At 56.2% G+C, this 25059-nt stretch carries 25 protein-coding genes and 1 pseudogene; 5 read left to right on the plus strand and 21 right to left on the minus strand.

The features are described 5' to 3' along the window. Positions 1 to 45 precede the first annotated feature (45 nt). Complete coding sequence (locus WLO31_RS18795; RefSeq protein ID WP_006785996.1) at positions 46 to 381, plus strand: ArsR/SmtB family transcription factor; 336 nt, start codon at positions 46 to 48, stop codon at positions 379 to 381. After that, on the plus strand, positions 378 to 1100 hold the full coding sequence (gene arsH, locus WLO31_RS18800) for an arsenical resistance protein ArsH (protein WP_006785995.1): 723 nt from the start codon (positions 378 to 380) through the stop codon (positions 1098 to 1100). The genes WLO31_RS18795 and arsH overlap by 4 nt, the downstream gene beginning before the upstream one ends. 56 nt (positions 1101 to 1156) lie before the next feature. Here arsH and arsC read toward each other — a convergent pair whose 3' ends face one another. The 4 genes from arsC to cadR all read right to left on the minus strand — a co-directional run bounded on the left by arsC (position 1157) and on the right by cadR (position 4089). After that, entirely contained in the window at positions 1157 to 1585 is a 429-nt protein-coding gene (gene arsC, locus WLO31_RS18805) for a glutaredoxin-dependent arsenate reductase (protein ID WP_006785993.1), read from the minus strand. A gap of 49 nt (positions 1586 to 1634) precedes the next feature. Then, positions 1635 to 2918, minus strand: coding sequence for an arsenic transporter (locus WLO31_RS18810; RefSeq protein WP_006785992.1), 1284 nt, complete (start codon positions 2916 to 2918; stop codon positions 1635 to 1637). A gap of 96 nt (positions 2919 to 3014) precedes the next feature. After that, a complete protein-coding gene (locus WLO31_RS18815) occupies positions 3015 to 3368 on the minus strand; it encodes a metalloregulator ArsR/SmtB family transcription factor (protein WP_006785991.1) in 354 nt (117 codons plus the stop codon). A gap of 262 nt (positions 3369 to 3630) precedes the next feature. Next, positions 3631 to 4089 carry a Cd(II)/Pb(II)-responsive transcriptional regulator gene (gene cadR, locus WLO31_RS18820; protein WP_006785990.1) on the minus strand — a complete coding sequence of 153 codons (459 nt, stop codon included), beginning with the start codon at positions 4087 to 4089 and terminating at the stop codon, positions 3631 to 3633. A gap of 259 nt (positions 4090 to 4348) precedes the next feature. Here cadR and WLO31_RS18825 point away from each other — a divergent pair, with 259 nt between their 5' ends. Together WLO31_RS18825 and WLO31_RS18830 are read left to right on the plus strand one after the other, a co-directional pair. Further along, entirely contained in the window at positions 4349 to 6799 is a 2451-nt protein-coding gene (locus WLO31_RS18825) for a heavy metal translocating P-type ATPase (RefSeq protein ID WP_006785989.1), read from the plus strand. Positions 6800 to 6876: 77 nt separating this feature from the next. Next, complete coding sequence (locus WLO31_RS18830) at positions 6877 to 7176, plus strand: DUF305 domain-containing protein (RefSeq protein WP_006785988.1); 300 nt, start codon at positions 6877 to 6879, stop codon at positions 7174 to 7176. Between the two features lie 129 nt (positions 7177 to 7305). Here the strand turns inward: WLO31_RS18830 and WLO31_RS18835 are convergent, their stop codons facing one another. The 9 genes and pseudogenes from WLO31_RS18835 to WLO31_RS18875 all read right to left on the minus strand — a co-directional run bounded on the left by WLO31_RS18835 (position 7306) and on the right by WLO31_RS18875 (position 16583). Beyond that, a complete protein-coding gene (locus tag WLO31_RS18835) occupies positions 7306 to 9432 on the minus strand; it encodes a tyrosine-type recombinase/integrase (protein WP_006785987.1) in 2127 nt (708 codons plus the stop codon). After that, the gene (locus WLO31_RS18840) at positions 9432 to 10409 is read right to left on the minus strand and encodes a tyrosine-type recombinase/integrase (RefSeq protein WP_023202702.1); all 978 of its coding nucleotides are present in this window, start codon (positions 10407 to 10409) and stop codon (positions 9432 to 9434) included. Before WLO31_RS18840 ends, WLO31_RS18835 begins: the two co-directional genes overlap by 1 nt. Positions 10410 to 10494: 85 nt before the next feature. Further along, a pseudogene (locus tag WLO31_RS18845) lies at positions 10495 to 10722 on the minus strand (DNA polymerase V subunit UmuC); the annotation flags it as partial. A 2-nt stretch (positions 10723 to 10724) separates the two neighbouring features. Beyond that, complete coding sequence (gene umuD / locus WLO31_RS18850; protein WP_029376740.1) at positions 10725 to 11162, minus strand: translesion error-prone DNA polymerase V autoproteolytic subunit; 438 nt, start codon at positions 11160 to 11162, stop codon at positions 10725 to 10727. A 686-nt stretch (positions 11163 to 11848) separates the two neighbouring features. Further along, the gene (locus tag WLO31_RS18855; protein ID WP_006785984.1) at positions 11849 to 13369 is read right to left on the minus strand and encodes a conjugal transfer protein TraG N-terminal domain-containing protein; all 1521 of its coding nucleotides are present in this window, start codon (positions 13367 to 13369) and stop codon (positions 11849 to 11851) included. A 2-nt stretch (positions 13370 to 13371) separates the two neighbouring features. Further along, the gene (locus WLO31_RS18860) at positions 13372 to 13710 is read right to left on the minus strand and encodes a hypothetical protein (RefSeq protein WP_020899218.1); all 339 of its coding nucleotides are present in this window, start codon (positions 13708 to 13710) and stop codon (positions 13372 to 13374) included. Positions 13711 to 13720: 10 nt separating this feature from the next. After that, positions 13721 to 15196, minus strand: coding sequence for an integrating conjugative element protein (locus tag WLO31_RS18865; protein ID WP_020899219.1), 1476 nt, complete (start codon positions 15194 to 15196; stop codon positions 13721 to 13723). After that, the gene (locus WLO31_RS18870; RefSeq protein ID WP_020899220.1) at positions 15196 to 16188 is read right to left on the minus strand and encodes a TIGR03756 family integrating conjugative element protein; all 993 of its coding nucleotides are present in this window, start codon (positions 16186 to 16188) and stop codon (positions 15196 to 15198) included. Before WLO31_RS18870 ends, WLO31_RS18865 begins: the two co-directional genes overlap by 1 nt. Further along, positions 16185 to 16583, minus strand: a complete 399-nt coding sequence (locus tag WLO31_RS18875; RefSeq protein ID WP_006785980.1) for a TIGR03757 family integrating conjugative element protein — start codon at positions 16581 to 16583, stop codon at positions 16185 to 16187. The genes WLO31_RS18870 and WLO31_RS18875 overlap by 4 nt, the downstream gene beginning before the upstream one ends. A gap of 336 nt (positions 16584 to 16919) precedes the next feature. On the opposite strand from WLO31_RS18875, the gene WLO31_RS18880 reads away from it, so the two are divergent. Continuing rightward, on the plus strand, positions 16920 to 17465 hold the full coding sequence (locus tag WLO31_RS18880) for a hypothetical protein (protein ID WP_223151192.1): 546 nt from the start codon (positions 16920 to 16922) through the stop codon (positions 17463 to 17465). 112 nt (positions 17466 to 17577) lie between these two features. Here WLO31_RS18880 and WLO31_RS18885 read toward each other — a convergent pair whose 3' ends face one another. Genes WLO31_RS18885 through WLO31_RS18920 form a run of 8 tightly spaced genes read right to left on the minus strand, consistent with a single transcriptional unit; the run spans position 17578 to position 25050 of the window. Beyond that, positions 17578 to 17955, minus strand: coding sequence for a hypothetical protein (locus WLO31_RS18885; protein WP_004115528.1), 378 nt, complete (start codon positions 17953 to 17955; stop codon positions 17578 to 17580). After that, entirely contained in the window at positions 17952 to 20810 is a 2859-nt protein-coding gene (locus WLO31_RS18890) for a conjugative transfer ATPase (RefSeq protein ID WP_023202704.1), read from the minus strand. The genes WLO31_RS18885 and WLO31_RS18890 overlap by 4 nt, the downstream gene beginning before the upstream one ends. After that, on the minus strand, positions 20810 to 21220 hold the full coding sequence (locus tag WLO31_RS18895) for a TIGR03751 family conjugal transfer lipoprotein (RefSeq protein WP_023205278.1): 411 nt from the start codon (positions 21218 to 21220) through the stop codon (positions 20810 to 20812). The genes WLO31_RS18890 and WLO31_RS18895 overlap by 1 nt, the downstream gene beginning before the upstream one ends. Further along, positions 21220 to 21615, minus strand: coding sequence for a hypothetical protein (locus WLO31_RS18900; RefSeq protein ID WP_020899223.1), 396 nt, complete (start codon positions 21613 to 21615; stop codon positions 21220 to 21222). The genes WLO31_RS18895 and WLO31_RS18900 overlap by 1 nt, the downstream gene beginning before the upstream one ends. Further along, a complete protein-coding gene (locus WLO31_RS18905) occupies positions 21599 to 23098 on the minus strand; it encodes a TIGR03752 family integrating conjugative element protein (protein WP_006785974.1) in 1500 nt (499 codons plus the stop codon). The genes WLO31_RS18900 and WLO31_RS18905 overlap by 17 nt, the downstream gene beginning before the upstream one ends. After that, positions 23088 to 24038 (minus strand): TIGR03749 family integrating conjugative element protein, encoded by a 951-nt coding sequence (locus WLO31_RS18910; RefSeq protein ID WP_435928087.1) that lies wholly within the window; start codon positions 24036 to 24038, stop codon positions 23088 to 23090. Before WLO31_RS18910 ends, WLO31_RS18905 begins: the two co-directional genes overlap by 11 nt. After that, entirely contained in the window at positions 24038 to 24697 is a 660-nt protein-coding gene (locus WLO31_RS18915) for a PFL_4703 family integrating conjugative element protein (protein WP_004115533.1), read from the minus strand. The genes WLO31_RS18910 and WLO31_RS18915 overlap by 1 nt, the downstream gene beginning before the upstream one ends. Continuing rightward, positions 24694 to 25050, minus strand: a complete 357-nt coding sequence (locus tag WLO31_RS18920; protein ID WP_004115534.1) for a TIGR03750 family conjugal transfer protein — start codon at positions 25048 to 25050, stop codon at positions 24694 to 24696. The genes WLO31_RS18915 and WLO31_RS18920 overlap by 4 nt, the downstream gene beginning before the upstream one ends. Positions 25051 to 25059: the final 9 nt, after the last annotated feature.

Genomic DNA, 25059 nt, shown 5'->3' on the forward strand with positions numbered 1-25059 from the left:
CTTCCATATTTCTATTATTCTGGAAATATAGTTAAAGGAGGCCGCATGGATTTACACACCGCAGCAAACGCACTTCGAGAACTGGGCCACCCGACACGTCTCCGCATATACCGGGAGCTGGTCAGGGCTGGTCATGAAGGCCTGCCGGTTGGCGAACTGCAGAAGCACCTTGAGATTCCTGCCTCCACGCTCAGCCATCATCTTTCAGCGCTGATGTCCGCTGGACTCATAAGCCAGGAACGGCAGAGTCGTACCTTGTTCTGCAGACCTTGCTATGCGCAGCTTGAGCAGCTGATGGCTTTTCTCACTGAAGAGTGCTGCGCCGGTGGCAGTAGCTGCAGCCTGTCTACCGAGATTTCCCATAAAGAGACTCCATTGTGAATAACGTGAATGATGCCCTGAACAATATCGATCTGACACTCCTGGATACGCCCCTTTCGGAAGAGAAATTAAAGGCCGAAGAGGTGGCGCATCCGCCCCGCATACTGATGCTCTACGGTTCGCTTCGGGAGCGCTCTTACAGCCGACTCACCACGGAAGAGGCCGCACGGCTGCTGACGGCCATGGGCGCGGAGGTGAAGTTATTCAATCCGTCCGGCCTGCCGCTGCCGGATGATGTACCTGAGACGCATCCGAAGGTCGCAGAGCTGCGCCAGCTAGTGCTCTGGTCTGAAGGGATGGTCTGGTGCTCTCCTGAGCGTCACGGTGCCATGACCGGCATCATGAAGACGCAGATTGACTGGATACCGCTGACGTCCGGGGCGGTCCGGCCCTCGCAGGGGAAAACCCTTGCTGTCATGCAGGTCAGCGGAGGCTCACAGTCTTTCAACGCCGTAAACCAGATGCGTATTCTTGGGCGCTGGATGCGGATGATCACTATCCCGAACCAGTCATCCGTTGCAAAAGCCTGGGCCGAGTTTGATGAGGACGGCCGCATGAAGCCTTCTCCGTATTATGACCGCATAGTGGACGTCATGGAGGAACTGATGAAGTTCACCCTGCTGACGCGCGGTCGTAGTGGTTATCTCACCGACCGCTACAGCGAAAGGAAGGAGAGTGCTGCGCAGCTCTCTGAGCGGGTAAACCAGCGCAGCATATAAAAAAGCCGGCATCTGCCGGCTTTTTCACATTTTCCCTGTCACAGCCAAGGGAAACATCAGTGGCTGACGCGATTCCCTTGCTCATCAATGACTGCTTCGCCGTCCTCTTTGGTAAACGCTCCCTTCTGCGGGTCCGGCAGTATGCCCAGAACCACTTCGGAGGGGCGGCAGAGCTTCGTTCCCAGCGGCGTCACCACCACCGGACGATTAATGAGGATCGGATGAGCCAGCATCGCATCGAGCAGTTCTTCATCGCTGAACCGGTCTTCAGCCAGGCCGAGCTGCTCGTAGGGATCGGTATTTTTACGCAGCAGGGCACGCACGCTAATGTCCATGTCCGTAATCAGCTTTTTCAGCTCGTCGCGCGACGGCGGTGTTTCCAGATACAGAATCACCGTGGGCTCGGTGCCGCTGTTGCGGATAAGCGCCAGGGTATTGCGGGACGTCCCGCAGGCCGGATTGTGATAAATGGTAATGTCAGTCATGAGCGTTACTCCATAAAGGCGCTGCACAGGCACAGCTCCGGGGTTAAGGTTAAACAGACAGGCGCAGGGCCAGCGCAGCCAGCGTCACAAACAGTACCGGCAGGGTCATCACGATGCCCACGCGGAAGTAGTAGCCCCAGCTGACGGTTATGTTTTTCTGTGCCAGGACGTGCAGCCACAGCAGGGTAGCGAGGCTACCGATAGGGGTGATTTTCGGACCGAGGTCGCAGCCGATGATGTTGGCGTAAATCATCGCCTCCTTCACCACGCCCTGAGCGGTGCTGCCGTCAATGGAGAGCGCGCCAACCAGCACGGTAGGCATGTTGTTCATGACTGATGAAAGCGCCGCCGTCAGAAAGCCGGTGCCGAGCGTTGCGCCCCAGACGCCATGCTCGGCAAACCGGTTCAGGGCGGCAGAAAGGTAATCAGTTAGCCCGGCATTGCGTAGTCCGTATACCACCAGGTACATGCCCAGCGAGAAGATAACGATCTGCCAGGGCGCACCTTTCAGTACCTTTCCGGTATCAATCACATTGCCTTTCCGGGCTACCAGCCAGAGAATAAACGCCGCCACCGCGGCCACAAGGCTGACCGGCACGCCGAGTGGTTCGAGGGCAAAGAAGCCGATCAGCAGCAGGATGAGAACAATCCAGCCGGTTTTAAAGGTACGCGCATCGCGAATGGCCTCACGCGGCGCCTTCAGCTTCGCCAGGTCGTAAGTGTCCGGGATGTCCCTGCGGAAAAACAGGTGCAGCATCACCAGCGTGGCGGCCACGGACGCGATATTCACCGGCACCATCACCGAGGCATACTCGCTGAAACCCAGTTTAAAGAAGTCTGCCGTGACGATGTTGACCAGGTTTGACACGATGAGCGGCAGGCTGGAGGTATCGGCGATAAACCCGGCCGCCATCACAAACGCCAGCGTGGCCCCGGGGCTGAAGCCCAGCGCCAGCAGCATGGCGATAACGATCGGCGTCAGAATTAGCGCGGCTCCGTCATTGGCAAACAGCGCCGCCACTGCCGCACCCAGCAGAACGATATACGTGAACAGCAGCCGGCCCCTGCCGCCTCCCCAGCGGGAAACGTGCAGCGCGGCCCATTCAAAAAAGCCGGACTCATCGAGCAGCAGGCTGATAATGATGACCGCAATAAACGTGGCCGTGGCGTTCCAGACAATCTGCCAGACCACCGGAATATCCCCGATTTGTACTACGCCGGTCAGCAGCGCCAGCGCGGCGCCGATAACGGCACTCCAGCCAATACTGAGTCCTTTCGGCTGCCAGATAACCAGTACCAGCGTCAGAATAAAAATCGCACCCGCCAGAAACATACCCTCTCCTTCTTAATTATAACTGCCCGTTGAAGCGGGCTGCTAACTGTACCCTGTAAATATATGCGTTTAATCGAATGTGTTTAGATAAAATTTTTACATGCAGACAGCTTTGCCGTTGGTGGTTGCGTTATCACGCTCAGCCTGCTGACTGAGATGAAGAATTTCATCCCGCTGACACAGATATGCCTGCTCAATGACCGCTGCTGCCCACGCAGGCATGTGTGGCGATAACCGGTAATGGATCCACTTGCCGTCGCGCCTGTCGATAAGCAGTCCACTCTCTCTGAGCAGGGCCAGGTGCCGCGATATTTTTGGCTGTGTTTCTTTCAGGATAGATACAAGCTCGCAGACGCAAAGCTCCCCTTTTTCGCGCAACAACAGCACCAGGCTGAGCCGGGTTTCGTCAGAAAGATTCTTAAAAAGTTGCAGGGGCAGCAGTGACGGCATAATTTCTCCTTCGTGGCGGACAGCAACAAGTCTCGTCTGCTGCAGACGAAAGGTCAACTTTATATTTATAAATTCATATATGTTTTGACGTGCTTACAGGCTTTTCAGTACAGCTTAATGAGGGAATAGCGGTTAAACGATATCACACAGATTTTAACGGCAGCACACTTTCAGCTGCCTTAATGGTCGGGCATGACGAAGTAACATCACAAAAAAAGCCTGTTTCTTTAGTGAACCGTTCTACTTATGGCAGAAAGCAGCATCAGTAAGAGTGGCTTCCGGCCAGATGACCTGCAGTGATAACCGGCACGATATCCTCAGGCTCTTCTGCCTGCTCCAGTTCGCGCAGAATACCGCAGTCCCGTGTTGCCCGGTTGGCATTGCAGTGGCTGTGGAGCTCAAATAGTTGTTTTTCCAGCATATTTAGTTCACGAATACGGGCCTGAACGTGGTTCAGATGTTCATTTATCAGGGCATTAACCGTACCGCAGTCTGCGTCTGGCTGGCTGCGCGCCTGCAGCAACACCCGGATTTCTTCATGGGTCATATCGAGCGCCCGGCAGCGCCGGATAAACATAAGCCTTTCGAGATGTGCGCTATCGTAATGGCGGTAGTTATTAGTCTGGTCCCGCAATGCGGCCTGCAGAAGCCCCTCTCGCTCATAATAACGTACCGTCTCTACAGGACATCCCGCCTGGCGGGCCAGTTCACCAATTTTCATATCACACCTCTTCTGAGCTTGACCCTGTAGTTACATCAGGGTCTTTAATGCCAGTATACGTTATGAACGGGATAAAAAAATGAGTGACTGCTGCAGTAATAAAAAATGTGGATCAGCCGCAACCGGAGAGGAGGCGTCTGTTAAAAATACCGCCACTGCCCCGACTGAGGCTTCAGGGAAAATGCCACCAAAAACGACTCAGACCACACCGGCCTGTTGCAGCACCGGGAGCTGCTGCTCAACGGACGGCCTGAGCCAGATGTCCGAACCGGTTGCAGAGCTTCCCCGCAACGATGACGTTCAGACGCGTCTGCGCATCATGCAGATGGACTGCCCGACGGAGGAGACGCTCCTCCGAAAAAAACTGGCAAAATTACCTGCCGTCAGCAATCTTGAATTCAATCTGATACAGAGGGTGCTTACCGTGACCCATACACCGCAGGCGCTGGAACCGGTTCTGCAGGCGGTGCGCTCGCTGGGTTTTGACCCGGAACCGATTGATAAAGCAATGCAGCCTGAAGGCAGCTGCTGCTCAGGCCGTGAGGCGGAAAATACCGGCGGTTCCTGCTGCTCGCCTGCCCCTGTCACATTCGGTGAGCTGCAGACGCAGCAGGTGACCGCTGACGGGGTGCGTACCAGTATCAGGATCATGCAGATGGACTGCCCGGTTGAAGAGGGCATGATCCGTAAAAAGCTGGACGGCATGTCAGCCGTCAAGGAACTGGATTTCAATCTTATGCAGCGTGTACTGACGGTGGTTCACGCACCGGATACGCTGGAGCCGGTTCTGGCCGCCATTCGTTCTCTGGGCTTTGAACCTGAACTTCCTGACAGTAATGGCCGGCACGCGGTCACTGAGGAAAAGAAAAAACACTGGTGGCCGCTCGCGCTTGCCGGTGTGGCGGCAATCGCCGCCGAAGCCATGCACTGGGCGGGCATGCCGGAATGGCTGGAAGCGGCTCTTGCTCTGGCTGCCGTTGCGGCCTGTGGCCTGTCCACGTACAAAAAAGGCTGGATTGCTCTTCGCAACGGCAACCTGAATATCAACGCCCTGATGAGTATTGCCGTCACCGGGGCGCTGGCGCTCGGACAGTGGCCTGAAGCCGCCATGGTAATGGTGCTGTTCACGATTGCGGAACTGATTGAAGCGAAATCTCTTGATCGCGCCCGCAATGCCATCGGCTCTCTGATGAAGCTGACGCCTGAAACGGCCACGGTTCAGCAACCGGACGGCTCCTGGAAAGAAACTGAGGCCAGGTCTGTATCCCTTAACAGCGTGGTCAGGGTAAAACCGGGCGAGCGTATCGCTCTCGACGGCACGGTGGTCCGGGGCAGGACCGCCATTAATCAGGCACCTATTACCGGCGAAAGTCTGCCGGTGGATAAAGGGGAAGGTGACCCGGTCTTCGCCGGGACGGTCAACGGCTCCGGTGGCTTTGAGTACCGTGTAACGGCCGCTGCCGGAAATACCACGCTGGCGCGTATCATTCATGCCGTGGAGGAAGCGCAGGGGGCAAAAGCCCCTACGCAGCGCTTTGTTGATCGCTTTGCACAAATTTATACCCCTGTGGTGTTTGCTATTGCCGTCGCAGTTGCCGTTCTCCCACCGCTGATTGCAGGTGAAAGCTGGCAGGAGTGGATTTACAAGGCGCTGGTGATGCTGGTTATCGCCTGCCCCTGTGCGCTGGTCATTTCCACGCCAGTGACCATTGTCAGTGGCCTGACGGCAGCAGCCCGCCGGGGGATATTGATCAAGGGCGGCGTTTATCTTGAAGAAGGCCGAAAGCTGAAGTGGCTGGCGCTCGACAAGACCGGCACCCTGACGCACGGTAAGCCGGTACAGACGGATGCGATTATCTATACCGGGGTGGCAGAAGATGAGGGGCGCAGTCTGGCTGTGAGCCTGGCAGGTTACTCCGATCATCCGGTTTCGCAGGCTGTATCGGCGGCATCAGATGGCATTCAGCGTTATGAAGTGGAAAACTTTGAGGCTCTGCCAGGCCGCGGCGTGCGCGGCGTCATCAACGGTCAAACCTACAGTCTGGGCAATCTGAGGCTGGCTGAAGAAACGGTGCGCTGTCCGGAAGCGGTCAGGGCTGCACTAACGGAACTGGAGACCGGGGGTAAAACGGTCATCATGCTCTGTGACACTCATCAGGTGCTAGGGCTGTTTGCGGTGGCTGATACGGTGAAGGAAAGCAGCCGCGAGGCGATAAGTCAGTTGCATAGTCTGGGTGTTAAAACGCTCATGCTGACCGGAGACAATGCGCACACTGCGCAGGCCATTGCCGGTCAGGTTGGTATCGATGAGGCGCGGGGGGATCAACTGCCGGAAGATAAACTGCGTGCTGTAGAAACATTTACGGCGCAGGGCACGACCGGCATGGTGGGCGACGGCATCAATGATGCACCGGCGCTGGCCCGCGCCGATATCGGCTTTGCCATGGGTGCAATGGGCACGGATACCGCCATCGAGACTGCCGATGTGGCCCTCATGGATGATGATTTGCGTAAAATTCCGGCTTTTGTCCGACTCTCCCGGCAGACGTATAACATTCTGGTTCAGAATATCGTTATGGCTATTGGGATCAAGGCAGTGTTCCTGGCCCTGACCATTGCAGGTATGGGGACCATGTGGATGGCCGTATTCGCGGATGTGGGGGCAAGCCTGCTTGTCGTGGCAAACGGTCTGCGCCTGTTGCGTAAGTAACCTGTCTGGCTGCTCTTCCGGTAAAGACAGGCACCTGAAAATAGCCGCTAATCTGCACTCCGATAAAGGAAGAGAGTATGAAACCGCGTAACATGATTTTATTGCTGATGCTCGCAGTCGTGTTTCCGGCAACGGCTGCGCAGGCAGTACACGGAAACCATGCCGGAATGTCACCGTCTTCTGAGGCCTATATGGACGGCATGAATAATATGCACGAAGGAATGATAAAGGCCGTACAGGACCCGGATGCAGACAGGGCATTTGCCAGGAGCATGATTGAACATCACAAAGGAGCCATTGCCATGGCCGAAACGGAACTCCGTTATGGTAAATCACCGGCAATGCGGAAGATGGCTGAAAGCATTATCAGCGCCTAGAAAGAAGAAATACGGCAGATGGAAGTATGGCTCAGTAAATAAGCTCTTTTTTATTACTTTCGTTACGGCGTAGCAGCTCCTTACTACGCCGTCCTTCACACACATAAAGTGAATTCCGGTCAGGGCCTGCTACAGAATACGTGGGATATCTGTTTTCATAAGAGCGGCGTTCAGTTTTTCCACATCACCTTCTATTACTTCTTTCTCATCGGGCGTCAGTGGCACTTCTTCAAGATAATGTTTTACCGATGCCTTACTTTCCAGTAACAGTCCTCTTGCACTTCTCTTTGGCAGATTAAAATCACATCCGATGCATGCCATACGGTGCGGGCAACTGCTCCAGAAGGGATTAGTACAGAAAGAGTCGCCCAGATCATAATATGTCGCAGGTCCCGTGAGGCTGGTTGCTGCGGGGTCATGATCAATCAGCACGCTTATCATGTGCGCTACCCGGTCAGCTTTAACAAAAGAGGCAGCAAGCTGCGTCGGGCGTATTCGAATATAATGCATGGTGGATTGCGGCGAAGAGTGTCCTGACCACTGCATCAGCTCGTATAAAGACATGCCCTGAGGAACACTGGCCAGGGCAGTTACGGCCGATGCGCGTCCCCTGTGGCTGGTAATGGGGCCCCGGCTGTCTTCCTCAGGCACTCCTGCCCGGGCACAGAGAACCGGAATAACGGTGCGGTTTATTATGTCTCTTCCCACCGGTTTGCCCCGGTACTGAAACAGAAAACGGACTTTTTCACCGGTGCGTTCATCCGTCAGAGCTGCCTGTTCTTCTGGTCGTTCTGCCAGCCAGATATCGACATACTTTTTCACCACTGCAGAAACCGGCTTAACAAAGGCTTTAGATGTCTTGCCGGCCGGCACGTTCAGATAGCAAAGAGTCCCGGCAGGAATGGTACTGCCGTCGTCCCGGTTAATATCTTCCGATTGTGGAATGATGCAGCCAGCGGTCAGGCGCATCAGCTCATTCTGACGCAGCCCTGCATGCGTCCAGATGACTGCCATAGCCTGCAGCATAGAGAGGGGGTAGTGAATTTCACTGAGCAAATCTTCCTGACGCAGATTCAGGCTTGCCCAGACCAGTTTCAGCCATACAGGATCATCAATAACACGCGGATTGACGCCCTGACGAAAGAGCGGTGTATCAGGTGTGGAGAGATGGCGGGCCGGACTGAATTTCAGACGTCCCCATTCCCAGAGTTCGTAGTCAAACATAAAACGACGAACGGCATACACGAAACCGGCACGGGAATTTGGCAGCATGGGCTCTCCGGAACGTGGAGAGCGGCGCACCCCACGTTCTGTACCCAGTGAAAGTTCATCAACCTTCATTCTTCCGATTGCAGCAATGAAGCTGGCGCAGATCTCCATTGTCCAGTCGGACGGCGAGCGAATTTCCGGATGCTCGCGGGCGAGCCACAGACCGCAGCGGAGGATAAAGCTGTACTGGCTCTCTCTGGACCGGGGCCGAAGCACCGACGTTTCTCTCCAGCGCCGGCACCACGTTACCCACTCTGTGGCAATATTTTCTGTGGGTTTTTCGTGCCACTCACGGTAATTGCGCATACGTACGGCACTTTTGAGGATGCCCATTGCGGCCAGCGCATGTGAAACTCTGCCTACTGTTCGTGCGATTCCCCGATCGTGATAATTCTGCGCGCGCCACAGGAGTTCAGTTGTGAAGCTTTCAAGCTCAGGATTATTGTTCATCATCATCAGTATGCCCAGCAGGGCTGACAGGGCGTTTTTCTGGTTCTGTCGTTTGTATCCCAGCGAGACAAGCGTATCAGTCAGCCGGTTGAGTTCCTGAATGAAAATGTCCCGGCCATAGATGGCACAGGCGTACAACGACGGAGCACCATGATGCGGCAGGTCGAACGGTGAGGGAAACGGGCCAAGATGGAAGGCAAATGCCGCAATAAGGGGCCTGCCGGAACGGTGCTGCAGGCACAACGTCAGCCACTTTTCCGAATCCCACAGCCAGCAGGGTTTCCTTGTCCGGTGTATTTCCGCCAGCACGACAGGAATGATAATCCTGACGAGTCTGTCACTCGTACCGCTGCGGGCGGCAATATCCTGAAGTGGCCGCAGTAAAGATGACAGCGGACCTTGCTTGCTCAAAGCAGAGATACGTTTGTGCCCTGTGCTTAATGCCTCAAGCTCTTCAATGCTTAACACATTATTCAGCTGATAATCTGAACGCCTGAAGGGGACATAAATTTTATGAATTCCTGTTTCTGCTTTCATCACACGGCTCCCGCCTGAAAGATAAGCCCTGCAATCTTACGGTCGGTTTCAGCGACGGCAGCAGCCATGCGGGCAGCCATATCCGTTCCCGACAGATGAATATAAATTTGTGTTGTACGTGGGTCCCTGTGCCCTGCATAAGTAGCCAGTTCATGCAGTTTCCATCCGGCCCGTGCCAGATGCGTCAGCCGGAGGTGACGAAAAGTATGCGTGGTGATGTCTGGCTGATCAGTCTCTGCCGCCCATTTCCGTACGGTTTTACTCCAGCTCCAGAAAGAGAGAGGAGCGCCGTAATTACGGTCAGAGACGGAACGGAACAAAGCACCGCCTGACCAGCCTTCCAGCCGTAGCTTTTGAAAATGGTTTGCCAGTACCGGCGCAACGTCGGCGCTATAGCAGACCATTCTTTCCCGTCTGTTTTTCGTCGTTTCTGCCCGGATGCGTATCAGGCGATGAGCCAGGTCAATGTCCTCAAGCCTCAGAGCCGTCACTTCAGTACGTCGGAGCGCCCCATAATAAGCCAGAGCAAGCATCAGTCGGTCACGCAGAGGCGCTGCAGAAACGTGTTTCAGGAACCTGAGCCACTCCCCGTCATCGGGAATAACGGGGAGTCGGTTGATACGTGGGATCAGGCCGCGTCCGGTATAAATGGCACCAGGCAAACCCGAACGGGGTAACGGGTTGAGACTGCAAATATCCTGATAAACCAGAAAGTCATACCAGAGACGAAGAGCTGAAAGGCGCAACTGGAGCGTGGCGCTTGCAACGGACGACGGCATATCAGGGAGCTGAGGTCGGATATATCCTGCAATGTCTTCAAAGGAAGCTCTTTCAGGAGCAATGTCGTGTATTTCACAGAAGGCAAAAAAATGCGTCAGGGCACTTCGATAGGCTTTAATAGTTGCGCTGGCTCTTCCTAAATTCGAAAGAATTGTAAGCCACTGCTCAGTCAGCAGAAGAGCAGATGCGGAATGCATGGAAGTGTTCACGGCCTTCCCCTTTCAGTTCATAACAACTGATTAAAGTTTATACCGAAGATGTTGCATTCCATTTAACTTACTATAAGCTGTAATTACTTGAAAATGCTACAACACCCTTTTTCTCAGCCTCACGACCAACCTTGAACCAGGGATCGCCCATTTTTAACCCAAGTGATTTTGCTGCTGAGGAACGGGCTATTATGCAGCCATCGTTATTAGACAGCACCACCACAGGTTTGCCACGGAGATCTGGTCTGAAAACTGTCTCGCAGGAAGCGTAAAATGAGTTAACATCGACTAGGGCGAACACTGCTAAGCGCCCCTAAACTTGAATGAATGCACAAGATGGCGTACCACACCGAAGACAACGGTTTCGATGTCGTCAGTCAGGGGTATAGCTGAATATGCGGGATTAGCTGGCAACAGGGCTGGAGAAGGCAACAACTGCAGTCGTTTACAGGTAAACTCTCCATTTACAGCTGCAATGACAATATCACCGTGCTTGGCCTCACGAATACATTCAACTATTAATAAATCTCCATCTCTGATACCGGCGTTACGCATCGAATCCCCTTCTGCTCGCACCAGGTAAGTACTTTCTGGATAGCGGATACAAAGGTCATCCAGGGAAAGACGCTTTTCAACATAATCCTGAGCGGGAGAAGGGAAACCACATGAAACCCCATCGCCAAACAAAGGAACACATGCCAGTGATGGATTGCTACCTGTAAGTCTGGCTATCGCCGCCATCATCAAAACCGGTGTGTTTGCTGAATTTTTCTGCGAACTTTTATCCCAACACATCGTCTGTTCTAAAGGAATTGGCATAACTCGCCCCCCTCAAATTATACTGTTTATAAATACAGTATAATAATGCATTTTCAACGATGACAAGCTGTAACTATTTGGAAAAAAGTAACCTGATGAGTTTTAAAGAATTAATTAGTGTTCTCAGTCAGGTATCATGGATGTTCGTAATTGCACAAAAATTCCGCTATAGTCCCTTTAGAATTCACGTAATTCGGAGGGGGTGATGTATCAGTCTCAAGAGAAACGCGCCTGGAATCGTGGCGTCCGTTTTGCGGGTATATGGAAACGAGCCAGAACTACTCTATTAAACTGGGATAAACGGTGTGTGTCGTGGGCGGCTACTCATCGTCTACCGTCTTGGTGTGGGCATATCCCAATGATACCCATTGCATGTTTTGTAATCCTCACTTTTGGATCATTGTTTCTCATTAGTGCCGTGCTCTCACCTCATAGAAAACATCTCTCCGAAAGTGAAAATGCACCATGTGAGAACTTTATGGAAGAGCAGCCAGGTTATGGAAAATATCGTGATGGCCAGCATGGATGGGGATGGTACGACGCTGCAGGGCGTATGGTTAACGAGGATGAGTAAGGGCTCCCCCTTACTCATTTGTGACAATTTACGCTTACTTCATAGCTTTATTTGCAACAGCATTAGCTCCAGCCTCTCCCAACTTACCTCCAGAGCTTTCAGCTTTTGCTGTTCCTTGCTGATATGCTGAGCTTAAAGCATTCCCGATGGTAACTCCTGCCCATGATAATGCCCCTAACCAAACAGCAGGAAGTACCAGAAACATAGTGCCCATAACCAGATTCATAATAAGGTCATCTGAGCTGTTCTGCAGTCCCGCCATATTGAACCGACTGTGTGTATCCGAACTGTACAACGCGGTTAACAGCCAGCTGTCGAGCCAGCGCGCCAGTTCCCACCAGAATGTCAGGAAGTTAAGAGCAAACATCACAAAGGTCAGCGTAATAACGGTTTTGAATTCGTAGGCCGCAAATGCCAGGATCAGCGGCAGCATGACATATATTGCCATCAGCAGGATGGCCTGCACCATTGGCAGCGCCTGTCGCATCGCATCGAACGCCGGGAACGCGGCCAGACTGCCGAGGGCCGTACCGCCAATGGAGGCCACGCGCGCCGCGGCATTATCCAGGGTAAAATCGGCATTGCCGCCATAGCCGGCATACACGTGACCATTCTGTGAGACAGTCAGGCTTTCCGGGCTTACCAGACGACGGATGACGGCTTCCTGATAGTCACTGTCGTTAAAGCCTGACATTTTCATTGCGGCCGAGATACGCAGCCACATATCGGGGTCGGCCTGATCTTTCACCCGCGCTTTCAGTCCTGTGTCCGTACTGCTCCACCACTCGCTGCAGGTGGGATAGCCTCCTCTTCCGGTATTGGGCCGGCCACTGTCCCGGCTGTCAGACCATGGGAACGCAGCCCGGGGCAGTTTGGACTGCAACGAAGGATAGTACCGGCTCAGGAATGTACTGCTGCCAATCCATTCGATATCACGCAGCGTAGTTTTGTCCTTTGTCTGGCCCTGATCCTGTTGCTTCCACAGATACAGCGCAACCGAATAGCAGTCGTTGGTGAAGTCCTGCAGTTCCTGCGCCAGCGCTTTGTTGTCGATACGCGTATGCTGCACTTCAAAGCGGATCTGCCGCATGTCAGGGCGGCAGGGAATGGTCGCCACGGCCGCCTGGGTTACCCCTTTCGAGAGTTTATGAATCAGCACCCACCACACCGGTGCTGCGGCCGTCTGGTCGTTGAGACTGGTGACCACGCCGGCATACCCGCTTTCATCCGGCGCTTTTGGCGTCCACACACCACAGCTCTTTGCCCGGGTTGTGTCGTACTGCATCGTACTGAGGCTGACATTAATCAGCGGTACGCAGCAGGCAATCATCACCAGGAATCCGGCATACAGCGCGTTCTCGATACGAGGCAGCGACAGCATCCCCTTGTTGCCTTCATCCTCCCCCTCTTCACGGACTTTGAGCCAGATCCCCACCACCTTAAACGCCAGCGGCAGGACAAAAAGCCCGGTGCTCAGCAGGACATTCCACAGGCCGTTATTGATCACCCAGCCGAGCAGCGTGAGAAAATACTCAAGATAGCTGTTTGTTGTCATCGTCAGGCTCCCGGACCGGTAAACATCGCGTACTCACACAACGCGATAAAAAGCACACTGACCACACTGATGCGCAGCAGCGGCCGCCGGTATGCCTCCCGAAAACCCGGCGCATGCCGGATTTTCCAGAGGCCCCAGGCAACAAGCGCATACAGCGCCAGTCGCCACATCAGCCAGCCGTAACGCGTCGACTGCATCCAGCTCCGGAATGCAGCAGCTTCAGTCGGATGTTTCATGGCGGTGTCAGCCATCATCAGTGAGACCACCATGAACAGCGCCATACAGGCGAGGAAGAAGCCGGCACGGGTCAAGACTTTCCTGACAGTCGTTTTATTACGCATCCTTATTCCCTCATTCAGCCGACTGCGGCGCTGCCATCTGGTTGAAGCGACTGTCGGTATTGTCATCGGACTGGGTCTGCGGGTTGGTTTCGACGCGCTGATTCTCCCTGTCGATAATGGTCAGCACAGAATTACGTGACAGTTCGCGCTTCATCTCCATCTCGTTTTTCAGCGCCGCGATTTCCCGATCCAGCGCCTCAATGCGCTGGCCGGCGGTATCAATGGCCTTTGGCTGGGCAGCGGCATTCGGCTCCGACATACCGGTAACCATCATGCGACGCATCAGCAGCGCCGTTTCCACCGTGTCAGACATGGCCAGTTCGCCTGCAAGGCGGGCGGTTAGGGCCGCGTTATCCGGATCACGCTGCAGGGCTTTAATCACGCCGGCCGTCACCGGCAGTCCGCCAGTTTTCAGCTTCGCCAGATTCGCGGCCGTGGGCTTTTCCGTACCGTTGACGAGCCTGACCAGCTGCTCAGCGTTGGCTTTGGTTGCCTCTTCCAGCAGTGGGGCAAAACCGGTGCCGGCAACGGTCGTACCGGGCTGGTCATCCGCATCACCGCTGGTACATTCACTCGCGTTGGCACAGGTGCGCATCGAGCGATCGCCCAGCACCTTCACGGTCATGGCCGCCGCCTCTTCCGCGCTGCCGAATTTAGAGCATGCGCCACCGTTACAGCTGCTTTCGCCCACGGTCGAATCAGACGTGACGGGCAGACCGTTCATCATGTTGTAGCCGGCAGCGACAAGGTCATGGGTGACACGTATCGCGGGCTGCCCCGCCCCCCCACGTTTTTGGCCGCCAACCCAGTTACTACCTGACGCGCCGCTGGCCTTGCGACCTGCGTCATCAACACGAACTGCGTCAGCATCACCGCTGTTTACGATGGATTTGTACTCATCCATCATGGCCTGCTGCGTCCAGTTACTGCTGTCGCTGAAGTCCATCATTTTTTTCGCCATGTTCTGGCAGTTGAGTTGCGCCTTGTCGAATGACACATTGGCCTGAAGCACGCCGTTGGTGAGCATGTCATACAGACCGGGGTTAGCCCGCTGAATGACCATCGCCGGCAGACTGGCCACCGCGCCGGTGGCCCCCTGAATCACGTCGCCCATCAGGTTTTTAAAGCCTGATGTGACGCCGTTGAGCTGGTTGCCGACTGTGGTTTTCAGATCAAAATTGCCGCACATCAGGTCACTGCTCCAGCCGGTATTCAGCCCCAGCTTCTGCATATTGCCGCGCGTGGCCGGCTGGGAAATGACCGAGCCGCCGCCGAGGGTGTAGAACAGTTTGTCCGACACCGCACCATCGACGGACTTGCCGTAACCGATGGCGCTGTTGTTCACCTGCGGCAGGGACATGCCCAGGATGGTATTGTCATCATCGGCCGCGTGCGCGCCCGGGAGGACAGTCAGCAGTGAGCCGGTCAGCAGCAGGCTTAAGCGAACGGCTGAAAATGAAGGTGTTTTTTTCACGGTTTTCCTCATCAGATATCAGTGCTGCCCAAAAATTTCTGCCCGCGCTTTTTGCAGCAGCTGTAGGGCTGCCAGAACGCAAAGGCTTCATTGTTATCGCTCGCGGCGGTATAGCTCCCGTCCGGGAAGACGGCACATGACTGAGTCATGTGGGGAGCCAGCCGCTGCCATTTGTGATTGCGCGTGCCGGTGTTTTCCGTGACTTCGCCCGGTGGCCAGTACCCGTCATGATGGCTGCCCTGGAGCACCTGATAAACATGGGGCTGCCCGGCGCGGGTGATAATGTCTGCCACACGCTGCGCCACCACGGCAGAGGCTTTGTCATCATCGGTCTGGCTGATAAACCCCGAACGGGGATAGATGTTGCCCCACATATTGGCTGCTGCCTGACTGCCGATTTCCCGCTGGCCGGGCACAAGCGCTTCCGGATACAGGGACTCCGGTACGCCCGTGCGCCAGGCCGCCGAATCCAGCGTACTCAGGAAGTAAGGCATTAACGGGGTGGCTGCGGTATCACAGGAATAGCCCGGAATACTGCCGCCAATCAGGGAGGTGGCCGGGTGGCCAATCGCATCGGCATACTTGAAACGCACGGCGGACTTGCGCTGGCCGGGATTTTTCATGTCTGCCGGATTGGCTCCTCCGGCAGAAACACCGGAAAGCCCGCTGGTCACGGCACTTTCCAGCCCGCCGGCGGTCTGGCTGACAAACGCCATTTCCTGCCACGGGTTGCCGCCCGGCGCGACATAGGTCGAAACGACTGCCTGAGGAATGAAGTGGGTGACTTTGACCGACGTGCGCACCTTGCAGCCAAAGGGGGTGCAGAACAGCCAGTAACAGATGCCACTGACACGCCAGCTGATACAGTTTTGCGATACGGCGCTGGCAATAATCTGCGCCGTGTTAAGTGCTGCAACAGCTGCCGGCGCGGTTGCCGTACCCAGTACCGTGGCAACCGCCAGCGAGCACACTGTGGTTCTGATGCGGGAAGGTTTTGTATTCACTGACCACCCCCCCGGTTACGCAGGGAAGTGGCCACGTCAACATCCGTGGTGCCGTACACCACATCGCGGTCATCAAACACCACGGCCGGCACTTTTTTAATGCCCAGTTCCCAGGCCCGGACCACCTGGCGATAGGAATCATTCAGCTGCAGCTGTTTTTGTTGCCAGGCAGATGATGCCATAACCTGCCTGACCTGTGCTTCGGCCTGCTGCGGGTCTGCAGGCAGTTCCCCGAACATCTCGGCCTGCAGTTGGTCAGGACCATCAAGAAGTACCACCGGCACGTCCGGCGGCAGATTTGCCGGCAGATGCTGACTGTCGGTGAAGACGACCGTGCCGGCCAGTACGGATGCCGGCAGCAGAGCCGGCAGGAAAACAAGTGAGGTCAGTTTCATGAATCGGGGCTCCGTCAGACTGAATCGCCTGACAGCGTGCCCGTGGCCGTTCAAAAAAGCCGCATTAAATTCTATACCCGAACAAAAAAATTAATCAGCGAATCTGTAGCTTTTGCAGTAGGAAATGATCACAACCATTTAGCTAATGATATAACTACAGACGGTTAAACCCGGCATAAAGTACTAATCTGTAATCATTCAACTAAATTGCCAGAGGTGATGATGAATATCAGGTATCTGTATGGAAAGGAGAAGATTCTTGGCCCCGTTATCCGCGACGAAGCTCCGATACGACTGTGTGACCTGACGCATTATTCACGCATGGAAAACGAAAAAATGCGCGATAATGAAATGGAAAAAATTTTCACTCCGGATCGTTATCAAGTTGCTATAAAAATTAATGGGCGCACCCTTAACCCTGACGATATGACTGCAGATCCCATGTTTACGCTATCGCCTCGTCATTGTTATTGTATATGTTTGAGTAATCGGCAAGATGAGCCAGAACTCTATGCTGCTTTTAAAGCTGATATCTGCATCGCATTCGACGTTGATCTCCTCCAAGAAAGACTTTCTCTTTTAGACCACAGATTCCCGGGTACTGAAATTAAAGGGAAAGATGTGATCTATTATCATCCAGGAACGGCACCAGACAGCTTCACTCCTGAAGAACTTGTTTTTTTTAAACCAAATATATTTTCTCATGAAGCAGAGTATAGGATTGCGCTATTTTATCCTCTAAACAAAACAGGGTTTGCATACGAGGGAGGAGTTTTACCTTTCAAAATGGAAGGTGAATCAATGTTCATGGATATTTCCCATCAGCAAAAAGGATTTATAAGTGAATGCGTTAAGAAGGTTATGCGAAGGAAATCTTCTTGACCTCGTAGTCAATTTTATGACGTTACTTAGCAAAAAACCGGCCCTGAGGGCCGGTATGCAATATTGTTATTTTCTTTTTGTAATCATGCCCCTGGTGAAGGCAAGTCTGTAGTTATACGTCAAGCCCGTTAATCCACAGCATCAGATACACCAGGTCAGCCGAATCCGGCACCGTGATATACCAGCGCGGATGCGCATACTCCTCTTCCTGCGGCCAGCTCGTCTGTCCCGTCACGGTGATAAGAATATTCACCGCCTGCTTCAGCTTTCCCTCAAGATAGATGGCCACGCTGCTGCTGAGTCCCACCCGGTGCGGGTGACACGTCATTTTGACCGGCCCGGTCAGGCGCTGCCTGAGCATCGCCCGCAGCCTCACCAGATGCTGATGTGTCGCCGGGAGCACGCCGGGCTCCCCCTGAGGCGACAGGGTGAAAAGCGCACCGCCACTGTGCTCATGAATGGCGGGTTCAGGGTACTTCAGTGTCATCATACCGTGGCAGGCTCCTGTTGTTTATCCGTCAGACCGCGCAGACGGTCCAGATTCTGCGCGACGCGTTTTGCCGCCTCGAGTTCGCTGCAGTGAAATTCATTCATCAGCGCCCGGCGTTCGGCTTTCTCTTCTTTTTCCGTCATGCCCAGTGCCAGGAAGAGACTGGGCGGCACGGCACGAAACAGCGCTTCGATCCGTTTCGCCAGCACCACGCCTTCCGTATAACACCCCGACAGTTTACTGGCGGAAAGCAGCACCGATTCCTGCTCCGGCGTGAGCGCGCGGAAACGGCTGATATCTTTGACCTCCTCCGGGGGCATGGTCAGACAAATCCACCATTCCGCCATGTTCAGCATTTTTTCGGCAATATCCGGGTAGTCTTTAAGGTTCTGGGTGGCCAGCCACAGCCAGGCACCGAGCTTACGCCACATCTTGACCACCTTCGTCATGTAGGGCGACAGCAGCGGGTTGACCGTCACGATATGCGCCTCATCCACCGTGAAGACAATATCCCGGCCCAGGAACTGGTCACGCTCCGCGATGTTGTTGATCATGTTGGTCATCGAGACCATGGTCAGGGCCATCTGCGCCTCGTAACCCTCACGCGCCAGATGCCCCAGGTCGACCAGCGTCACGTCCGCTTCCGGCCACAGCTCCCCTTCGCGGTTGAACAGCTCCGCTTCAAAGCTCCCGGCCTGAGTGAACATGCCCAGGGATTCCGCCATTTCCGCCGCTTTCGCCTTGCGCTGAGCATTGCGGACATTGATGACGCCCTCATCGTTGTCAGAGGCAATGTCGTACAGCGCCTTCTGCAGGTCAGACGGCAGCATCTGCCGCCCTTCCTTATACGTGGCATGTGCCGCCATCAGCAGCGCCTCACGTATCATCGCCCTGTCGGCACGCTTAAGGTCAGCCTCTTCTTTCGGGTCGCCGCCGGTGATCATCATGCGCGCGGAGATTTCCATTTCACCGAGAACGTCACGCTTGTCATCCTCGCCATCGTCGTCCGTGTCGATATCAGGCAGGTCGCTCTCATCCACGGCCTGGGCGGCCAGGCCTTCTTCCACCAGTTTGTGAGCATCAGCAAACGGCGGCAGACTGACGCCGCTTCCGGGTTTGACGCTGATTTTATTCACCGTCAGCCCGAGGCTGTCAAAGAAGTCGGCCAGCAGGCCGAACGAGTTGCCGGCCTCCGCAATAAACAGCCGCGGACGATGGACGGCCATCAGCTGGGAGAGCGCGGCACACAGCGTGGCCGACTTGCCCGCCCCGGTCGGGCCGAACAACAGCAGATGCGCGTTCTGGGTGCGGTCGAGCTTGTTGAGCGGATCGAATGTAAGGGTATCCCCGCCGCGGTTGAAAAAGCTGAAGCCGGGATGCCCCGTGCCGGTTTCCCGCCCGGTTACCGGCAAAAGTCCTGCCAGGTGCTGAACCCATGTCAGACGGGTATACCAGTGTTTTTTGTCGCTGTCCGGGTTAAAGCACATCGGCAGCGCCCGCAGCCAGCTGTTCAGCGGACCTTCTTCAAACTCCGGCCGTACCGGCTGCAGACCGGCCCCTAGCAATACGGTGGACAGCTCCAGCCGCTTGCGCTTCAGGCTGGTCATGTCGTCGCCGCGCAGCAGGAAGGTGATCCCCGCCCGGTACAGCTTGTGCCGGTTGCCCAGATACTCTTTGACCGTCTTCACATCCTGGCGGACGCGGCCCGACTCGGTATTCTCACCGACCGCATTTTTCGACAGCCGGTTAAACTGCTCTTCAAGCCGGTCCTGGGGCTGTACCACCACGGTCATGCACACCATGGTCCCTTCCGGAAACATATCCATCAGGGCATTAATTTTCTTTTCACCCCGGCTTTTCTCGCCGGTCAGGGTGCCCGGCTCCGGCGGTGTACGCAGTTTTTCCACCGCCACCGCGCAGTGCGGCTTGTTGTCAATCCACCACACGCCGTTTTCCGGGTCTGAAACCGGCGGCGTGAACCACAGGGTTTCGGCAAAATCATTGCTGACCGGCACGGTGCCTTCAGGTGTCTCGCGCGGGTCTGCGTAAGCAGCCTGCCGATAGAGCGTGGTTTTCTCCACCCAGTCCGGTGACGGATTGAACAGCCGCAGCAGCCAGCCATGCACCTGCAGGCCGTTCTGCCGGGTGCAGCGGATCCCCGCCCCGCCCAGGGCATTAACGACCCGGTCACACACCTGATTGAGCATCGCCACCGGCGGCATCGGATCCCGGCTTTTACCAAGCCAGCGATAAACAACCATCCGGGTGCGGCGCTGCTGCCCGCGCCACGGCTGGCCGGTAATCAGCGAGTCAGTAAAAAGTCCCTCAGGCCGGGAGATACTGCGGATATGGCGCTCCATTTCACCCAGCCAGGCGTCGGTAAACGCCGTGCGCTGTGCATGTGGTTTGACATACCCGCGCAGCCTGTCCAGGTACGCGTCAGTGTCGTCCTCGTCCTGGCAGAAGAACTGCACGACCCAGGGATTCACGTCATGTTCATCAAAGCTGTCCTGAAGTGCATCCTCAACCGAGTCCCGGATCTGCTCCAGGCGCTCTTCGGTTCGCCCTTCGGTCGCCACCGGTGTCACATCATAAACGGCCCCCACCGACACGCCGTCATCAAGCAGGAGACACTGCTCTTCATCGAGAAATTCTGCCCAGGGCAAAAAGTCAATGATGGACGGATTGGCGTGATAAACCTTCTCCTCATCCTGGCGCGTCATTTTCCCGGGGCGCTTCAGAGGTTGCCGGCCCTTCACGGCCGCGGTCAGGGTTTCATCTGCCTGAACGGACTGGCCGTCATCAACCGGCGTCTGCCGGTCGGTGGATTTATTACGCGTAAACAGTGAAAGCATTACAGGGCCTCCGTGCGCTCGCCAGGCATGGCATACTGCGTCTGGCTGTAGAACGGGAACACAGTGCTGTAACCCGGCACCGGCGTGTTACCGTCTGCCAGATGGGGATACAGGTACATCACCATGTCGGGGTTGGGCAGCCGGGGAAACTGCTGGGTGATTTCGCTTTCCTGAGTACGGCTGTAGCTGCGGTCGGCCTGCGCGTCCGCCTGCGTTTCGCTGCCCGTCAGCGGGCGTCGCAGCGTGTCGCGGGCCGCCGCAGAATGGCGGGAAGTACTGCCGCCACCGTCCGCCCCGTTCCACAGTTCAAGCATGGTGTTATCGCCCGCCGGCAGCATTTCCTCTTTGGAGGTTGAGCAGCCGCTGAGCATTACACAGCTCAGGGCCAGAATGAAAACCGTTCTGTACATTACCGGTATCTCCTTTGTGAGGCGGCCGGATCGTAACCGCCGCAGATAAAAACGAACGCACTGACATTCAGCAGGTGCCCCAGCTCCCGTAATGTCATACGCGGGCAGTAAAGCCGGCGCGGGATTTTCGGGCTGCGCCACGAAACGGCACACTCCCGGGCACTGAGCGGCAGGGAGAACCTGCCGATATCCAGTAAAAGCTGGCCATTGCGCCAGCGCAGTAAAGGTGCGCCGGCAGGCAACAGCGCGACGGGTCGCAGCAACAGAACCGCAGAAGACGCAGGGATCACGTCAATATGCCAGCCTGCCCCGTCGCTGAACATCCAGCACACGGATGAAAGAGGGAAAAACGTTATCTGTCCCGCCATGGCCGTGTACTCAGTCCAGTCCGCCATTGTCACTGACGCCACCCGGCAGGGTGAAGTCGTAGCGCACCTTACGGCCCTTATCTTCATAATCAATGGCCAGCTGACGGGTGATATGCACGGCGAGACGGGCACCGGGCGGCACATAAATGGCATCAAACGTCATCCCGTAACGCTGTTTGATCCAGTCGGTGGTTTCAGACATGCCGCCGGAAATGGCTTTCCCCAGCGCCGCCTGTCCGGCGTCGCCGGTCATGGTGGCGGAAATGCCATTCACGTTGTTCTGCGTCGTGTACTGCCCCTGGCTCATCGCTTCACCCGCCGCACCGGCAGCCGACAGGCCAAAGATGGTGGGCAGGTAGGTGGAGGCGTTGGACTTACGTTCGCCGCCAATGCACGGGATCCCGTTTTCATCCGAAATCCAACCGATACCGCCACTGGTGCCGGTATCCTGTTTAGCCTGAGCGTTATTATTTTGCCCGCCGGCGTTGTTACTGGTGTCGGGTCTGGGGAGGGTGCGCACCGTACCGTCGGAAAAAACAAAGGTGACGCTGTTAACCTGCCCGCGCACGCAGGACAGCGTCCAGTCGCCGCTGGCCGTCCCCGAAACAATCGCCCCTTCGACGTCCGGTAACTCGATGCCGTTCGCCGTCAGGTTATCCTTACCGATAAGCACCTTGAACGGATAAGGATCGGTCACGGTGCCGTTGATGGGCACCCGGCCAAGCAGTGCCGTCATGGCGCGGCTGCCGACCAGCGTGGAATTTTCCGGCAGCGTGTAAACCGGCTCGGCGCTCTCTTCCGCCCCTTTTTCATTCGTCCGTCCCTTCACTTTCTGCTCATAGGCGGCTTTCTGGCGGGTCAGCTCATTTTCCCCCAGAAAAGAGGTCGGGAACTGAGGTGAGGCTTTGCCGCTGGCCGCATCCCGCGGATCCGTCTCTTTCTGGTCCGTCGGCGCGACCCACATCATGCCGTCACTGCCCTGAGAAGCGCTCCCCCCGGTGCTGCTGCCCATGCCGTCCAGTCCCAGCCCCAGCGGGATATCGCTGTCCGCCGTTTTTTTCTCGCTGTCAGGCTTTTTGAGTTTGTCAGTCAGCTCCTGGATTTTCGCCGTCAGGCTCAGTTGTTCGTTCTGAAGCTGAGCCTGCCGCTTGTCGTACTGCTCGCGCAGGCCATTAACGGCCTCATTCACCTGTCCTGAAACGTCCTGATTGCGCCGGCGCAACCGTTCGTTTTCTTTCACCAAATCCGCGTTCTGCTTATCCAGCGTTTTCTGGCGGTCACGCACATCGTTCAGCCGGCCGATGAGCGTGCGCAGGGTGTCCTCCGGCGTGTCGCCTTCCACCCCCAGCGCCTTCAGTTCATCCGGCGAGAGGTTTTTCAGGGAGCCGCTTTGTTTTGCCTGAGGTTGTTCTGCCGGTTCGTTTTTGCAGCTTTTGAGCCCCACGGCCAGCCCGGCAATCACCACGGCCGGCACGATAAACTTCACCAGGGCATTAGATTTAATCTGCATGGCGGGCCTCCTGTTTTACCGTGCTGGTCGCTTTACGCAGTGCAGACGGCTCAGCAATGAATGCGCTCTCCGGACGACCGGCGGTCACCACATACACCGTGGTGGTGTCTTCAGGCGTGCCGGCCGGACCGACCCAGCGGTGCTGGAAGGTGGCGGACACAAACTGTCCCTGCAGCGAGCGTGGATCCAGAACGACCTTACGGCTGCCGGTGTTCGTGAGCCTGAGTGCCACCACGCTGCGGTTTGCCACACCCCAGCCAGCCAGCGGCGTGACCGTTAATGGTTCAGAGGGATACAGCGTGCTGACACGTCGGGGCAGATGAGGATTGACCGGATGAATACCCGGGACCGCCTCGACCGTACGTGCCGGAGCATAAAGGCTCTGAGCGGCATATCGGGTCAGCAGCACCGGGATGGGGGCGCTGTAGCGGATTTTTTTACGCTTTGCCTGAGTACCATCATCGCTGCCGGTGGGAGCAGATGAGCCTGATCCGGAAGCAGCCCGGTCTGCACCACCTGGCTGACCGGCCGCATCGCCGGCGTGACTCAGCGTGCTGACATCACCGCTGTAGACCAGCCGCACCGGCTCAGTCGGCCCTTTTTCACCGGCGGCGATATCAAACAGCAGAACCTCGCCGCTTTCCACATCCTGCAGCTGCACCCGCGTCTGCGGAAAGGCGCTGTCGGCTTTCAGGTAGACGGCTCCCCCGGTGCTCTGCACCCGGAGTTTACCGTTAAGCGCCGGCGGAAAACCGACGCGGACGTTTTTGTCCACAAAGACCACCCGCTCCTGCCCCACCTTCAGGGGGATCTGCAGCGGAATACGCTCCCATTTCATCAGCTCATCTGCGCCGGCAGGACGTGATACCAGCATTGCCAGGGGCAGCAGGGCGAAGGACAGCGCCATCAGCCCGGCGCGGTAGTGGGGGTTTTTACTCATCACTGAAACACTCCTGACTTCTCCGGTTTAGGTGCAGGCGGTGCCGCCTCCAGACGCTGGGGCACACCGGCATAACAGTCCAGCGCCAGCCCGAACGGGTTGCGCTCCGCATCACCTTCCCAGCGCACCACTTTAAGCGGGTAACGTACCAGGGCGCGTTTGACCGGCTCGGCATGGAAATATTCGTCGGCCACCACGTCCAGGCGGGCAATCCAGTGATCGCGATCCTGTACGGTCACGCTCTGTGACTGGTAACCGCGACCAGGCACTTCATACACCACGCGCACGCGGTCGGTGAGCTCCCCGGCGTCACCGCGTTTCTTTGCATCCGCTTTCAGGAAATCCTGACAGGACGGCGTCAGATACGGCGACAGCGCATTGATTTTGGCGGAATAATCCACCTCGCCGTTTTTCGGCCAGGCATTGAGCTGCTGAAAAATGTAGAACGCAAAGGAGTAGACCGTCGGGGGCGGCACTTCCCACCAGGGCCGCGTGCTGCCGGTACGTAAATCCGGCGGGTTATGCACGGTCAGCTTGCTGGGTGCCAGCATCCAGCCTGCACAGGTGAATAAAAGGAAAAAGGCAAGCACGGCGCAGGCGATGCGCAGCGTCTGAATATGCTGGTCGCGGTCTTTTACCGCATGGCGAAAACGGCTCATGAGGCTCTCCTGTTACGTTTCACTGACCAGCCCCGGGCATCCACAATCAGTTTCGGATTGCCCATCCCCAGCCGGCGTTTTTTCGTCTCCAGTCGCTGCCAGAGCCAGTTCTCGGGCTTACCGCGCTTGAGCCTGGCCATCCAGCGGCCGCCGAACCAGACGAGCAGCAGCGGCATGACCAGCAGGCCGGTGGGAACGACAACCCAGCCGGCAAGCGGGATAAACGGCAGTGACAGGAGCAGACCCGCACCCGCGCCGGCAAGGGCTGCCAGCCCCATCTCATGGGTGGTAAACCCGCGAAATACCACGGGCTCACTGTTGAGACGGTCAGGTAAAAAACGAATGGTCTGCATCGTCGCAGG

Origin of the sequence: Dryocola sharpae, assembly GCF_051307055.1 — a bacterium.
Lineage (GTDB): Bacteria > Pseudomonadota > Gammaproteobacteria > Enterobacterales > Enterobacteriaceae > Dryocola.

What these genes read in the sequence shown, in the direction of transcription:
- WLO31_RS18835 (WP_006785987.1), bottom strand. Translation starts at nt 9,432, where the DNA reads ATGAAAGCAGAAACAGGAATTCATAAAATTTATGTCCCCTTCAGGCGT.
- WLO31_RS18900 (WP_020899223.1), bottom strand. Translation starts at nt 21,615, where the DNA reads ATGGCGGACTGGACTGAGTACACGGCCATGGCGGGACAGATAACGTTT.
- WLO31_RS18825 (WP_006785989.1), top strand. Translation starts at nt 4,349, where the DNA reads ATGTCCGAACCGGTTGCAGAGCTTCCCCGCAACGATGACGTTCAGACG.
- WLO31_RS18895 (WP_023205278.1), bottom strand. Translation starts at nt 21,220, where the DNA reads ATGTACAGAACGGTTTTCATTCTGGCCCTGAGCTGTGTAATGCTCAGC.
- WLO31_RS18830 (WP_006785988.1), top strand. Translation starts at nt 6,877, where the DNA reads ATGAAACCGCGTAACATGATTTTATTGCTGATGCTCGCAGTCGTGTTT.
- WLO31_RS18795 (WP_006785996.1), top strand. Translation starts at nt 46, where the DNA reads ATGGATTTACACACCGCAGCAAACGCACTTCGAGAACTGGGCCACCCG.
- WLO31_RS18890 (WP_023202704.1), bottom strand. Translation starts at nt 20,810, where the DNA reads ATGCTTTCACTGTTTACGCGTAATAAATCCACCGACCGGCAGACGCCG.
- cadR (WP_006785990.1), bottom strand. Translation starts at nt 4,089, where the DNA reads ATGAAAATTGGTGAACTGGCCCGCCAGGCGGGATGTCCTGTAGAGACG.
- WLO31_RS18810 (WP_006785992.1), bottom strand. Translation starts at nt 2,918, where the DNA reads ATGTTTCTGGCGGGTGCGATTTTTATTCTGACGCTGGTACTGGTTATC.
- WLO31_RS18880 (WP_223151192.1), top strand. Translation starts at nt 16,920, where the DNA reads ATGCGCGATAATGAAATGGAAAAAATTTTCACTCCGGATCGTTATCAA.
- umuD (WP_029376740.1), bottom strand. Translation starts at nt 11,162, where the DNA reads ATGGCGGCGATAGCCAGACTTACAGGTAGCAATCCATCACTGGCATGT.
- WLO31_RS18915 (WP_004115533.1), bottom strand. Translation starts at nt 24,697, where the DNA reads ATGAGCCGTTTTCGCCATGCGGTAAAAGACCGCGACCAGCATATTCAG.
- WLO31_RS18815 (WP_006785991.1), bottom strand. Translation starts at nt 3,368, where the DNA reads ATGCCGTCACTGCTGCCCCTGCAACTTTTTAAGAATCTTTCTGACGAA.
- WLO31_RS18855 (WP_006785984.1), bottom strand. Translation starts at nt 13,369, where the DNA reads ATGACAACAAACAGCTATCTTGAGTATTTTCTCACGCTGCTCGGCTGG.
- WLO31_RS18860 (WP_020899218.1), bottom strand. Translation starts at nt 13,710, where the DNA reads ATGCGTAATAAAACGACTGTCAGGAAAGTCTTGACCCGTGCCGGCTTC.
- WLO31_RS18875 (WP_006785980.1), bottom strand. Translation starts at nt 16,583, where the DNA reads ATGAAACTGACCTCACTTGTTTTCCTGCCGGCTCTGCTGCCGGCATCC.
- WLO31_RS18905 (WP_006785974.1), bottom strand. Translation starts at nt 23,098, where the DNA reads ATGCAGATTAAATCTAATGCCCTGGTGAAGTTTATCGTGCCGGCCGTG.
- WLO31_RS18840 (WP_023202702.1), bottom strand. Translation starts at nt 10,409, where the DNA reads ATGCATTCCGCATCTGCTCTTCTGCTGACTGAGCAGTGGCTTACAATT.
- arsC (WP_006785993.1), bottom strand. Translation starts at nt 1,585, where the DNA reads ATGACTGACATTACCATTTATCACAATCCGGCCTGCGGGACGTCCCGC.
- WLO31_RS18865 (WP_020899219.1), bottom strand. Translation starts at nt 15,196, where the DNA reads ATGAGGAAAACCGTGAAAAAAACACCTTCATTTTCAGCCGTTCGCTTA.
- WLO31_RS18910 (WP_435928087.1), bottom strand. Translation starts at nt 24,038, where the DNA reads ATGAGTAAAAACCCCCACTACCGCGCCGGGCTGATGGCGCTGTCCTTC.
- WLO31_RS18885 (WP_004115528.1), bottom strand. Translation starts at nt 17,955, where the DNA reads ATGATGACACTGAAGTACCCTGAACCCGCCATTCATGAGCACAGTGGC.
- WLO31_RS18920 (WP_004115534.1), bottom strand. Translation starts at nt 25,050, where the DNA reads ATGCAGACCATTCGTTTTTTACCTGACCGTCTCAACAGTGAGCCCGTG.